The sequence below is a fragment of the Polaromonas sp. P1_A2 genome, assembly GCF_056406895.1.
In genome coordinates, this window is record NZ_JBFTZI010000002.1 from 768,402 (window position 1) to 780,808 (window position 12,407).

Below are 12,407 nucleotides of genomic sequence, written 5' to 3' on the forward strand. Positions count from 1 at the left end.
CCGTGCTTGCTGGAACACCATTACGCGCCATTACGCCGGGCATGCCGATGCGCTTGGACGGGGAAATCCGGAATCTCCAATATCGAACTCCAAAACAAAACAAGGACACGCCTTGGCGTGTCCTTGTTTGTATTTGTCTTCGTGGTTTTCTGTCCCCGCTCCCGCTCCCGATTGCCCCGTCCTGGCTGGGCCGAGGAGCGCAGAGGCAAGCGGATAAGGGCTCGCGATTGTCTGAGCGAAGCGAGTTCGAGCGAGACCCCGCTTGACTCGAGCACCGCAGGTTGCCCGTAGCGCAGCGGAGGGACCCAGACTGCGGGTCGCCTTTTCTTTGCTTACGTTCTTTTGGCGAAGCAAAAGAAAGTAAGTCGCCCGCCGGGGCGAGACCCGGCCAGCAGAACCAAGAAGAGGAAAGAGGAGGATGAGGAGGCAGAGCGCGCCCGCCGGAGCAAGACCCGGCTAAAGCCCCTTCCGAATCGCCAGCGGTTCACTCACAAGAGACAGCAGGTAATCAATATCCGCTGGCTTCACCACATGATGGTCAAACCCAGCATGTTGCGACCTCTGGCGGCTCTCGGCCTCGCCGTAGCCCGTCAGCGCGATCATCAAGGCATCCCTGGATTCGGGGCTGTTGCGCAACTGTCGGGCCACTTCAAAACCGTCCATGCCGGGCAGGCCGATGTCGAGGATGAGCACGTCGGGGGCAAACTCCCGGGCCACCTTGAGCGCCGCCGCACCGTCGTTGGCGATCCTGACCACATAACCCTCGAGTTCGAGCAGGACTTTCAGCGTGTCGGCCGATGCCGGCAGGTCGTCGACGACCAGGATTTTGCGGGAGGCCGCCGGCGCCGGCCTGGCGGGCTTGGGTGCGTGTGCGGCGGGCGGCGCGGCTCCCTCGGCCATCACGCGGGCCGGGAAGTACACGGAGATGCGGCAGCCTTTGCCGTGGCCCTCGCTGTAGGCCTCCACCCTGCCCTGGTGCAGTTGCACCAGGTGCTTGACCAGCGTGAGGCCTATGCCCAGGCCGCCCTGGGCGCGGTCCAGCGCCTGGTCGCCCTGGGCGAACAGGTCAAAAATATGCGGCATGAATTCGGCCTCTATGCCCTGGCCGGTGTCCGAGACGGTGATGCACAGCTCGTCGCCCTGGAGGGCGGCACCCAGGATGATCCTGCCCCCCGGATCGGTGAACTTGGAGGCGTTGTTGAGCAGGTTGGACAGCACCTGCGACAGGCGCACCAGGTCGCCCTGCAGGACGATGGCCTCGCCGGGGATGTCCAGCGTGAGTTCCTGCTGCCTGGCGGCCAGCAGGGGGTTGCTGGCCTCGACGGCGCGCTCGCACAGGGTGGACAGCCGCACCGCCTCCATGTGCACGGTGACCTTGCCGCGGACTATGCGCGAGACGTCCAGCAGGTCGTCGACCATCCTGGACATGTGGTCCACCTGGCGCGCGATCACATCGCGCGCCCAGGCCACGGTCGGGTCGGCGACCTGGGCCCCGTGGATGATGTGCACCGCATTGCGTATGGGCGCCAGCGGGTTGCGCAGCTCATGGGCCAACATGGCGAGGAACTCGTTCTTGCGGCGGTCGGCCTCCTGCACCAGGGTGTAAAGCCTGGCGTTCTCCATGGCGATGGAGGCCCGGCCCACGACTTCGCTGAGCAGGGCGGCATCGGCCTGCGCGAAGCCGCCGGCCCTGCCGAACAAGATGAGCGCGCCCAGTTGCTGCTCGCCGGCCACCAGCGGGCAGACGGCCATCTCTTCATGGTCGGCCGGAAATTCCAGCCACTCGGCGGGCGGCGTGGCCGCGGGCTGCGCCGCGCACAGCTCGGTCGCGGGCAGGAAGGCTATGTCCCGCGTGAGCATGGCATCACGGACCAGCGCCGCCATGGAGGGGCTCAGGTCGCGCTGGCATTCCAGCAAGACCGGGCCCACGGCGGGATCGGCGCTGCCCGAAATCTTCAGGCAGCGGCAGTGCAGATTCCCATGGCCGTCGAGCAAGGCGACGGCCGCCATGTCGCCCAGGCCGGGCACCGCGATGTCGGCCAGCGCATGGGCGGTGGCGTCGATATGAAGGGACATGGAAAGCCGCTGGCTGGCCTCGGCCAGGTAGGCGGCGCGGCGCGTGGCGTCTTCGGCGGCGGCGCGCGCCGCCTCGGAGCGTGCCAGCGCCTCGCGCTGCGCGGCCTGCTGCTGCAGCTGCCGGTGCATGCGGTGCAGGTCGACAAACACCTTGACCTTGGAACGCAGCACGTCGGGCACGACCGGGGACGAGATGTAGTCCACCGCGCCCAGCGCATAGCCCTTGGCGGCCTGGGCTTCATCGACGTAGGCGGTGATGAACAGGATGGGGGTCTGCGCGCTCTTTTTGTACTGCCGTATCAGGCCGGCGGTTTCCAGGCCGTCGATGTCGGGCATGTTCACGTCCAGCAGGATGACGGCGAACTCCATCTCCAGGATCAGGCGCAGGGCCTCCCGGCCTGAACGGGCGCTCACGAGGTTCTGCCCCAGCTCCTCGAGGATGCTGCCCATGACGACGTGCTTTTCGGGCAGGTCGTCGACGATCAGGATGTTGACCGGGTCCGGGTTCAGCATGCTTGCCGGCTCCTGCGGCATGGCGAGGACGGCGCTCATCGCGGCAACCAGGCGCGCAGCACGGCGAGCAGGTTCTCCGTGTTGACGGGTTTGGACAGGTAATCCCAGGCGCCCGCCTCTATGCATTTTTCGCGGTCGCCCTTCATGGCCTTGGCGGTGACCGCGATCATGGGCAGGGTCTTGCCGGCCGGCAGCTTGCGGATCTCCTGCATGGTGACCAGGCCGTCCATCACCGGCATCATGATGTCCATCAGCACCACGCTGAGCCGGGGGTCGGAGGCGACCTTGGCGATGGCGTCATGGCCGTTGTCGGCCCAGACGATGTCCATGCCCTCTTCCTCGAGCACGGTGGCCAGCGCGAAGATGTTGCGCATGTCGTCGTCGACGATCAGCACCCGTTTGCCCGCGAGCGACTTGTTGGCGTCGTGCAGGGTCCTCAAGGTGCCGCGCTGCCGCTCCGTCATGCGCGCCTCGTTCACATGCAGGGCGTGCAGGGCCAGGTCCAGCACCCGCGGGATGGACCTGGCCTCGCGGAACAGATAACCGTCGCGGGCCTGCCAGGCGGGCTGGTGCAGCGCGTCTATCGGGCCTTCGCGCCAGACCACCACCGGCAGCGGCCCGAGCACCGAGGGGGCCGGCAGGGTATGGCGCAGCTGCTCGAAACCGTCCTCCAGCGTGGGCTCATCGGTGATGGCGCATTCGAAGCGCGCAAAGTCCTCGGGCTTGACGTCCGCCAGCGAGGCCACCGTCTGGCACAGGATGTGGCTGTGGCCCAGCAGGCCGGTGACCTCGGCGCGCAAGGCCTCGTCCTGCAAGGCGACCAGCACATGCCGCACCGGGCGCGAGACATAGCGGTGCAGCTGGTCCAGCATCTCGTCGAGCACTTCCTTGGCGGGTATGGGCTTGGCGATGAAGGCCATGGCGCCGCTGCGGTAGGCGCGTTCCTGGGAATCATCGGTGGAAATGACGCAGACCGGGATGTGGCGCACGCTGAAGTCCTGCTTGATGCGCTCCAGCACGCGCCAGCCTTCCATGTCGGGCAGGTGCATGTCCAGCGTGATGGCCGAGGGCTTGAATTCGGCCGCCAGCGTCAGGGCGCCAGCGCCCAGCGAGGTCACCAGGCCCTTGAAGCCCTTGGCGCGCGCGGCGTCCAGCAAAAAGCTGGCGAAAGCCAGGTCGTTCTCGACAATCAGCAGCACAAAGTCGCCGGGCTGGATGTTGTGCCTGTCGTCCGCGGCCTCGTCGGCCGGCGCGGGGGCATCCAGGGACAGGGCGGCGTCGTCGAAGGCGATGTCCTGCTTTTCAAAACCCAGGCGGCTGACGGGCGCGGCGGTTTCCATGCGCTGCTCGGCGCTGCCGCCGGGCTTGCGCGCGCCGCGCCAGGAGGAATAGGTCAGCGGCAGGTAAAGCACAAAGCTGCTGCCCTCGCCCGGCGCGCTGGACAGGCGTATCTCGCCGCCCAGCAGGCGCGAGAGTTCGCGGCTGATGGCCAGGCCCAGGCCGGTGCCGCCGTACTTGCGGGAGGTAGAGCCGTCGGCCTGCTGGAAGGCCTCAAAAATGATCTGCTGCTTGTCGGCGGAAATGCCTATGCCGGTGTCGGTGACGGAAAACGCCAGCACTTGCTGGGCGCGGTTGAGTTCCTCGTGGTCGGTACTCCAGCCGGTGAAGGCCTCCTCGATGGCCAGGGCCACATGGCCCTGGTGGGTGAACTTGAAGGCGTTGGACAGCAGGTTTTTGAGGATTTGCTGCAGGCGCTTGACGTCGGTCACCATGGACACCGGCAGCTGCAGCCCGGTGGTGATCAGGAAGTCCACGTTCTTGGCCTCGGCCACGTGGCGGAAGGTGCGCTCCACATACATCTGCAGGTCGGACAGGCGCAGCTCGTTGACGTCCACCACCACCGTGCCCGACTCGATCTTGGACAGATCCAGGATGTCGTTGATCAGCATCAGCAAGTCATTGCCCGATGAATGGATGGTCTTGGAAAACTCCACCTGCTTGGCGGTCAGGTTGCCTTCGGAGTTCTTGCACAGCTGGTCGGACAGGATCAGCAGGCTGTTAAGCGGCGTGCGCAGCTCGTGCGACATATTGGCCAGGAACTCCGACTTGTACTTGGAGGTCAGCGACAGCTGCTTGGCTTTTTCCTCGAGCGCCTGGCGGGCCTGCTCGACCTCCTGGTTCTTGCGCTCCACCTCGTCGTTCTGCTGCACCAGCAGGTGGGCTTTTTCCTGCAGCTCCTCGTTGGTCTGCTGCAGTTCCTCCTGCCGGCTTTGCAGCTCCTGCGCCAGGGACTGCGACTGGGTCAGCAGGTCTTCGGTGCGCATATTGGCTTCAATCGTGTTGATCACGATGCCAATACTCTCGGTGAGCTGGTCGAGGAAGGCCTGGTGCGTGGGGTTGAAACGCTCGACCGAGGCGAGTTCCACCACACCGCGGACCTGGCCCTCGAAGATGATGGGCAGCACCAGGATGTCCATGGGCGCCACTTCTGTGAGGCCCGACGATATCCTGAGGCCCTGCGGCAGCGAGGAGGTCAGCAGGATCTTCTGCTTGTCGAAGGCGCACTGGCCAATCAGGCCCTGGCCCAGGTCGATTTCCTTGCCGTAAGCGCCCTGCCCGTCGGAGGCATAGCTGGCCATCAGGCGCAGGCGCGGCCTTTCCTGGGTGTAGCTCAGCACGTAGAACTCGGCCTGCTGGGCGCCCACCACGGGCGCGAGCTCGGACAGGATCAAATGGCCCACGGCCACCAGGTCTTTCTGGCCCTGCAGCATGCGGCTGAACTTGGCCAGGTTGGTCTTGAGCCAGTCCTGCTCGGTGTTGACCTGGGTGGTGTCCTTGAGGTTGCGGATCATTTCATTGATGGTGTCCTTGAGCGCGGCCACCTCGCCCAGCGCCTCCACCGTGATGGAGCGCGTCAAGTCACCCTGGGTCACGGCCGTCGCCACCTCGGCAATGGCGCGCACCTGGGTTGTCAGGTTGGCGGCCAGCTGGTTGACGTTTTCGGTCAGGCCTTTCCAGGTGCCGGCCGCGCCCGGCACCTTGGCCTGGCCGCCCAGCTTGCCCTCCACCCCCACCTCGCGCGCCACCGAGGTCACCTGGTCGGCGAAGGTGGCCAGCGTATCGGTCATGCCGTTGATGGTGTCGGCCAGGGCGGCGATCTCGCCCTTGGCCTCCACGGTCAGCTTGCGCTCCAGGTCGCCGTTGGCCACCGCCGTCACCACGCGCGCAATGCCGCGCACCTGGCTGGTCAGGTTCCCGGCCATGAAGTTCACGTTGTCGGTCAAGTCCTTCCAGGTGCCGGCCACGCCTTGCACATCGGCCTGGCCGCCCAGCTTGCCTTCGGTGCCCACCTCGCGCGCCACCCGCGTCACTTCAGAGGCAAAGGAGCGCAGCTGGTCCACCATGGTGTTGATGGTGTTCTTGAGCTCCAGGATTTCGCCCTTCACGTCCACCGTGATCTTTTTGGACAGGTCGCCGGCTGCCACGGCCTTGGTCACGTCGGCGATGTTGCGCACCTGGCTGGTCAGATTACCGGCCATGAAGTTCACGTTGTCGGTCAAGTCCTTCCAGGTACCGGCCACGCCCTGCACATCGGCCTGGCCACCCAGCTTGCCTTCGGTACCCACCTCGCGCGCCACCCGCGTCACTTCCGAAGCGAAAGACCGCAGCTGGTCCACCATGGTGTTGATGGTGTTTTTGAGTTCGAGAATCTCGCCCTTCACGTCCACGGTGATCTTTTTGGACAGGTCGCCGGCCGCCACGGCCGTCGTCACCTCGGCGATGTTACGCACCTGCGCCGTCAGGTTGGAACCCATGGAGTTGACCGAGTCGGTCAAGTCCTTCCAGGTGCCGGCAACGCCCTGCACGTCGGCCTGGCCGCCCAGCTTGCCCTCGGTGCCCACCTCGCGCGCGACGCGCGTCACTTCGGACGCAAAGGACCGCAGCTGGTCCACCATGGTGTTGATGGTGTTCTTGAGCTCCAGGATTTCGCCCTTGACGTCCACCGTGATCTTTTTGGACAGGTCGCCGGCCGCCACGGCCGTCGTCACCTCGGCAATATTGCGCACCTGGCCGGTCAGGTTGGAACCCATGGAATTGACCGAGTCGGTCAAGTCCTTCCAGGTGCCGGCCACGCCCTGCACGTCGGCCTGGCCGCCCAGCTTGCCTTCGGTACCCACTTCGCGCGCGACGCGCGTCACTTCAGAGGCAAAGGACCGCAACTGGTCCACCATGGTGTTGATGGTGGCCTTGAGTTCCAGGATTTCACCCTTGACGTCCACGGTGATCTTCTTGGACAGGTCGCCGGCCGCCACGGCCTTGGTCACCTCGGCGATGTTGCGCACCTGGCCCGTCAAATTGGAGCCCATGGAGTTGACCGAGTCGGTCAAGTCCTTCCAGGTGCCGGCAACGCCCTGCACGTCGGCCTGGCCGCCCAGCTTGCCTTCGGTACCCACCTCGCGCGCCACCCGCGTCACTTCGGAGGCGAATGAGGAAAGCTGGTCCACCATGGTGTTGATGGTGTTCTTGAGTTCGAGAATCTCACCCTTCACGTCCACCGTGATCTTCTTGGAGAGGTCGCCGGCGGCCACGGCCGTCGTCACCTCGGCGATGTTGCGCACTTGGCCCGTGAGGTTGGAACCCATGGAGTTGACCGAGTCGGTCAAGTCCTTCCAGGTGCCGGCCACGCCCTGCACGTCGGCCTGGCCGCCCAGCTTGCCTTCGGTGCCCACCTCGCGCGCCACCCGCGTCACTTCGGAGGCGAATGAGGAAAGCTGGTCCACCATGGTGTTGATGGTGTTCTTGAGCTCCAGGATTTCGCCCTTCACGTCCACCGTGATCTTTTTGGACAGGTCGCCGGCTGCCACGGCCTTGGTCACGTCGGCGATGTTGCGCACCTGGGACGTCAGATTGCCGGCCATGAAGTTCACGTTGTCGGTCAAGTCCTTCCAGGTGCCGGCCACGCCTTGCACGTCGGCCTGGCCGCCCAGCTTGCCCTCGGTACCCACCTCGCGCGCCACCCGCGTCACTTCGGACGCAAAGGATCGCAGCTGGTCCACCATGGTGTTGATGGTGTTCTTGAGCTCCAGGATTTCGCCCTTGACGTCCACCGTGATCTTTTTGGACAGGTCGCCGGCCGCCACGGCCGTCGTCACCTCGGCGATGTTGCGCACCTGCGCCGTGAGGTTGGAGCCCATGGAGTTGACCGAGTCGGTCAAGTCCTTCCAGGTGCCGGCAACGCCCTGCACGTCGGCCTGGCCGCCCAGCTTGCCCTCGGTGCCCACTTCGCGCGCGACGCGCGTCACCTCGGCCGAGAAGGTGCCCAGTTGCTCCACCATCTTGTTGATGATCATGGCGGTGCGCAGGAACTCGCCTTCGAGCGCCTTGCCCTCGGCCTCCAGCGCCATGCTCTTGGACAGGTCGCCTTGCGCCACGGCGCCTATCACGCGCGCTACTTCGCTGGTCGGGTGCACCAGGTCGGCGATCAGCGAATTGATGGACTCGGCGGAGTCGCGCCAGAAACCCGAGGCGTCGGGCACAAAGGCCCGCTCCTTGAGGCGCCCCTGCTTGCCGACCACACGGCTCAGGCGTTCGAGTTCGCGCGCCATGCGCACGTTTTCAGAAACCACGTCGTTAAAGGCATCGGCCACCTTGCCGGGAACACCGGTCCAGTCTTGCGGTAATGAAGCGCGCGCGTCGCCCTTTTTGAGGTCGGTCAATGCGGTCAGCACCACCTTGGTCTGCTCCGTCACCGTCTCGGCTTCGTCGAGCACGGTGTTGATGGCCATCGCGTTCTGCAGCCAGAAGCCTGAGAGTTTTTCCTCGGGCAGACGCCGGCTGGCGCGTGTCGACAGGCGGGACTTGGACGCCAGGCCTTTGCAGCGGCTGGTGGTCGCGGTCGTCATGGCCGACAGCTGATTGAATTCGGCGGCGATCTTTCCATAGACGCCGTCCCACTCGGTTGGCAGTGTGACGCCGGCTTCCCCACGCCTGAGCGCGCTCAGGGATTTGAGAATGGACTTCAATTCGGTGTCGCGCTCCACCACCGAAAGCTTGGTCAAAGCTTCCATGCTGTTCATCCTGTATTGAGGGTAACTTTTTGTAGAAACGGGTGCCGAGATTACTCGCGAAGATACAGAATGACAATCAAATCGCACACTATTTTCCTAAGCGAGAAAACAATGTGCGGCGAGCTTGTCACAAGGGCCAAACTGTAGGTTTTGGCTTACACGAGCTCCGCTTTGAGCGCTGTACATTTTGGAGTTACGCCTTGAAAAATATCGCGACCGGATGTGCGTCGCTGCACGGCGTGGGCCCTGCAGACTCGCCTGCAGTTTTTGTGAAACCACCATCGGCGGCAGCACCATGAGCGTTCCATCCAGCAGCACAGCAACACAGGCAAGCGGATTGCAAAGGTGCGAGGCGGAAGCGGCGCACTACGCGCTGCTGCGCCGGCTGGCCCCGGTGATACGCCACAACATGGCGGGAACGCTGCAGCCGATTGCCATGGTGGCGGCGATGCTGGAGCGGCGCCTGCAAAAAACCGACACGGACCCGGAAGCCCTGCTGAGAAACGCGCGCGATATCGTGGCGCTGACCAAGGAAGCGGCCGCATCCTGCGTGGACCTGATGAGCTGGCTGGCACCCAAGGAAAAGCGGCTGATCATGGCCGGCGCGGGCATCGCGGAATGCCTGGGCATGGTGGCGACGCAGCTGTCGTTCAAGGGCTTTTCGGTGGTCGACAACACCGGCGGCCCGCTTGTGCAACTGCCCCAGTCGGCGCTTCGCACCGTGCTGACCGCGGCCCTCATCGCGCTGACCGATGCGGCCGCCGCGCCCGGCAAGGTGCTCATAAGGGCGGAATTCGCGCAGGACATTCTTTCCCTTCACGTCGAGCTCAAGCCGGACGATGCCGCCGAGCCCATGCGCGCGGCGGACAAGCCGCCCTACCGCCTGCTGGACTGGCGCGATGTGCAGGTACTGGCGCAGCAGGAATCCGTACACATGGTTCGCGCGGAGAACCGGCTCACGCTGCAATTCGAAGCCACCGCCGCGGCGGATTCGCCGGCGCGGGCGGAGACGGTGCAAGCCTGAACGGCCGCAAGCTTCAGGCTCGCGGCGACTCCGTGTAGGACGAGGGAGCGTATGCACAACAGGCCTCGTTCGCGCTGGCACACTGAGGCCATGAGTTCTCTTCGACGTTTGGGGCGCCATGCCCTGCTGTGCGGCTGGCTGCTTTGCGCCGCCCATTTCCCGGCCGCGGCGCAAGCGCCGCAGGCAGCCGCCGCGAATGCGGAATCCGGCGCGCCGGCCCTGCTCGAAAAGCACGCGGAGCTGGCCGGGCAGCTTGCGCAGAATGCCTACCGCAGGCCGCTGTTCCTGGAGTCGGCCGAAAGCGCCAATGAGGTGACCGGCAGCGCGTATGCGGTGCTGAATTCGCCCTTCGCCACGGTCAGCGGCGCCTTCAAAAGCCCCAGGCGCTGGTGCGAGATGCTGATATTGCACATCAACACCAAGTACTGCCATGCGAGCGCCGACGAAAGCCCGAGCATGCTGAACATGCACATCGGCAAAAAGACCGAGCAGCCACTGGAAGACGCTTTTGCGCTGCAATTCAGCTACCGTCTGGCCGCCAGCTCGCCCGACTACCTGGCGGCGAACCTGAGGTCGGACAAAGGCCCCCTGGGCACCAACAACTACCGTATCGAGCTGCAGGCGGTGCCGCTTCCCGGCGGCAAGACCTTTATGCACCTGCGCTACTCCTACGGCTACGGCGTCGCCGGCCGCCTGGCCATGCAGGGCTACCTGGCCACTGCCGGCAGCGGCAAGGTGGGTTTCACGCGGGTGCAACGCGGCACCACCACCGCCTTTGTGGACGGCATGCGCGGCACGGTGGAGCGCAACACCATGCGCTACTACCTGGCCATAGAGGCCTACCTGGCCTCGCTGGACAAGCCGCCGGCCCAGCAACTCGAGGCGCGCCTGCAGCACTGGTTCGACGCGACCGAGCAGTACGCCCGGCAGCTGCATGAGGTGGACAAGGAAAGCTACCTCAGCATGAAGCGGGCCGAATACCAGCGCCAGCAAGCCTCCTGAGCTGGAAGCGAATGGCTAGAAGTCGGAAGTCCTGGCCGGCCTGGCCTGGGGCGGCACGTGGGTGCCCGGCTCGCGAATCGGCAGCGTGGGCTCAGGCGGCGGCGGATCGGTGATCTCGGGCGGCATGCCCGGTTCGGGCGGCACGATCAGCGGCGGGACTTCCTCGGGAATATGGATGCCCGGTGTGCCGGGCGGCGGCTGGGGAACATGAAGATGCAGGGGCATTGAGATTTTCCTTGACCTTGATTCAGGGTGCCCGCCCGGCCTTATCGCAAGCGGGACCGGCGCGCCAGCTGCAGGCGGCCGCGCAGTTGCGAACGCAAGGCCAGCATGGCCAGTGCGCCCGCCGCGGCGGCCAGCAGGGCTGACTGGCCGGGCCGGGCCGCGACATGCGCGCGGACGGCCTGCGTGAACGGCAAACCACGGCGGCCTGTGGCGGCAGCAGGACCGGATGGCGGCAGCGGCAGCGCGGCGGCACCGCCCTGCCCTTCAACCAGCACGGCTTCTTCGGCCGTCTGGAACACATCGTCGTCCAGCCGCCTGGGCCCGCTATAGGGCGGCAGCTCAAGGGGCATATCGGCGAGTGAAGCCGCAGGTGTGCTCATGGTCCGGGCTGGCTGTGCTGCGGGTTGGGGTTCAGGCGGACTGCAGCCTTGCATCCAGTGCGTTCCTGGAGTCGTCATTGGCCGCGGTTTCCAGCTTGCGGCTCTGCGTGAGGCAGTAGGCCAGCAGGCAATCGATTTCGGTGGACTTGTCGAACACCGCGTCCACGCCCAGCTCGGCGCAGCGCATGCGCATTTCGCGCGTGGCGTAGTTGCTGAAGACCACGATCTTCTGCGAGGGGCTGCGCTCGCGGCAGGCCTGCAGGATCCTGAGGCCGCTGCCCCGCTTGAGGAACAGGTCGACGATGGCCAGGTCCCACTGGCCTTCATGGTGCGTCAGCCATTGGGTGCCCTCGTCTTCGGTTTCACAGCTGCCGACCGACTGCACGGGCGCCAGCTCTTCCAGCGTGCTGATCAGGTTGTCGCGGATGGTCGGATTGTCTTCCACGAGGTAGGTTCGCATTTTCATGGTGGGGTGCCGATCCGCAACAAAGGCAAACAAGGGTGGTGGGGTGGGCTCATGCCGGTTTTCATGTCCTTGAATTTACGTGTGCTGCCCGCGGCTTTGTGCCGGAGGGGCGAGCATGGCCTTGTAGGAGAAAAGGCCACGCGGCGCCGCGGGCCTCTTCAAAAACCATGGCACCGGGGAAACAAGCGCGCCCGCGCCAGTTCCTGGTGGGCCGGTAAGCGGTGTCTTACGCGAGGAGCAGAAAGCCCTTACATGGCACGCCGACGTCGGGCTACCGCCCGGCCGCCCGCGAGCCCGTAATGTCCATGCACCACCCCAGTGACGATCACCCAAGCACAGGAAACCACCACCATGAAGCTGATGGCCGGACTTTTGACAGGCATGGCCGCGGGGCTGCTGACCGCCTGGCGAGTCCATGCCGACCCTCGCAATATCGACCTGCTCCATGCTTTCCTGACGGTGCTGGTCTGCGCGGCAGGCCTGTTCCTGGTGTCCATGGCCCTGCCGGACAGCATCGCGCAAGTCCTGCAGGAATTCATGGCCTGGTGCCTGGCGGGCACGATTGCCGCGCTGGGCCTGCTGGCCACCGTCAAAGTGCTGGAAGGCCTGCTCGACAACTGACCGCCACACGGCGCCGGTGCTTGGCCGATGTT

At 65.3% G+C, this 12,407-nt stretch carries 8 protein-coding genes; 3 read left to right on the forward strand and 5 right to left on the reverse strand.

Features of this window, described 5'->3' with window-relative positions; all coding sequences use genetic code 11:
* Positions 1-456 precede the first annotated feature (456 nt).
* Both AC1D09_RS10630 and AC1D09_RS10635 read right to left on the reverse strand, forming a co-directional pair.
* Positions 457-2,628, reverse strand: coding sequence for a response regulator (locus AC1D09_RS10630; RefSeq protein WP_477664829.1), 2,172 nt, complete (start codon positions 2,626-2,628; stop codon positions 457-459).
* Positions 2,625-8,657 (reverse strand): hybrid sensor histidine kinase/response regulator, encoded by a 6,033-nt coding sequence (locus AC1D09_RS10635; protein WP_477701042.1) that lies wholly within the window; start codon positions 8,655-8,657, stop codon positions 2,625-2,627. The genes AC1D09_RS10630 and AC1D09_RS10635 overlap by 4 nt, the downstream gene beginning before the upstream one ends.
* A 295-nt stretch (positions 8,658-8,952) precedes the next feature.
* On the opposite strand from AC1D09_RS10635, the gene AC1D09_RS10640 reads away from it, so the two are divergent.
* Positions 8,953-9,681 (forward strand): hypothetical protein, encoded by a 729-nt coding sequence (locus AC1D09_RS10640; protein WP_477663085.1) that lies wholly within the window; start codon positions 8,953-8,955, stop codon positions 9,679-9,681.
* A gap of 90 nt (positions 9,682-9,771) precedes the next feature.
* Complete coding sequence (locus tag AC1D09_RS10645) at positions 9,772-10,683, forward strand: hypothetical protein (protein ID WP_477663084.1); 912 nt, start codon at positions 9,772-9,774, stop codon at positions 10,681-10,683.
* Positions 10,684-10,698: 15 nt separating this feature from the next.
* Here the strand turns inward: AC1D09_RS10645 and AC1D09_RS10650 are convergent, their stop codons facing one another.
* Genes AC1D09_RS10650 through AC1D09_RS10660 form a run of 3 tightly spaced genes read right to left on the reverse strand, consistent with a single transcriptional unit; the run spans position 10,699 to position 11,754 of the window.
* Positions 10,699-10,908: a hypothetical protein gene (locus tag AC1D09_RS10650; protein ID WP_477663083.1), complete on the reverse strand. Its 210-nt coding sequence runs from the start codon at positions 10,906-10,908 to the stop codon at positions 10,699-10,701.
* Between the two features lie 41 nt (positions 10,909-10,949).
* Positions 10,950-11,288: a hypothetical protein gene (locus AC1D09_RS10655; RefSeq protein WP_477663082.1), complete on the reverse strand. Its 339-nt coding sequence runs from the start codon at positions 11,286-11,288 to the stop codon at positions 10,950-10,952.
* Between the two features lie 31 nt (positions 11,289-11,319).
* Positions 11,320-11,754, reverse strand: a complete 435-nt coding sequence (locus AC1D09_RS10660; RefSeq protein ID WP_477663081.1) for a response regulator — start codon at positions 11,752-11,754, stop codon at positions 11,320-11,322.
* 351 nt (positions 11,755-12,105) lie between these two features.
* Here AC1D09_RS10660 and AC1D09_RS10665 point away from each other — a divergent pair, with 351 nt between their 5' ends.
* Entirely contained in the window at positions 12,106-12,375 is a 270-nt protein-coding gene (locus tag AC1D09_RS10665; protein ID WP_007865479.1) for a hypothetical protein, read from the forward strand.
* The last annotated feature ends 32 nt before the right edge of the window (positions 12,376-12,407 follow it).

Excerpts from the sequence above, each read along its gene's own strand:
- AC1D09_RS10650 (WP_477663083.1), bottom strand. The coding sequence starts at position 10,908 with ATGCCCCTGCATCTTCATGTTCCCCAGCCGCCGCCCGGCACACCGGGC.
- AC1D09_RS10655 (WP_477663082.1), bottom strand. The coding sequence starts at position 11,288 with ATGAGCACACCTGCGGCTTCACTCGCCGATATGCCCCTTGAGCTGCCG.
- AC1D09_RS10660 (WP_477663081.1), bottom strand. The coding sequence starts at position 11,754 with ATGAAAATGCGAACCTACCTCGTGGAAGACAATCCGACCATCCGCGAC.
- AC1D09_RS10645 (WP_477663084.1), top strand. The coding sequence starts at position 9,772 with ATGAGTTCTCTTCGACGTTTGGGGCGCCATGCCCTGCTGTGCGGCTGG.
- AC1D09_RS10640 (WP_477663085.1), top strand. The coding sequence starts at position 8,953 with ATGAGCGTTCCATCCAGCAGCACAGCAACACAGGCAAGCGGATTGCAA.
- AC1D09_RS10630 (WP_477664829.1), bottom strand. The coding sequence starts at position 2,628 with ATGAGCGCCGTCCTCGCCATGCCGCAGGAGCCGGCAAGCATGCTGAAC.
- AC1D09_RS10635 (WP_477701042.1), bottom strand. The coding sequence starts at position 8,657 with ATGGAAGCTTTGACCAAGCTTTCGGTGGTGGAGCGCGACACCGAATTG.
- AC1D09_RS10665 (WP_007865479.1), top strand. The coding sequence starts at position 12,106 with ATGAAGCTGATGGCCGGACTTTTGACAGGCATGGCCGCGGGGCTGCTG.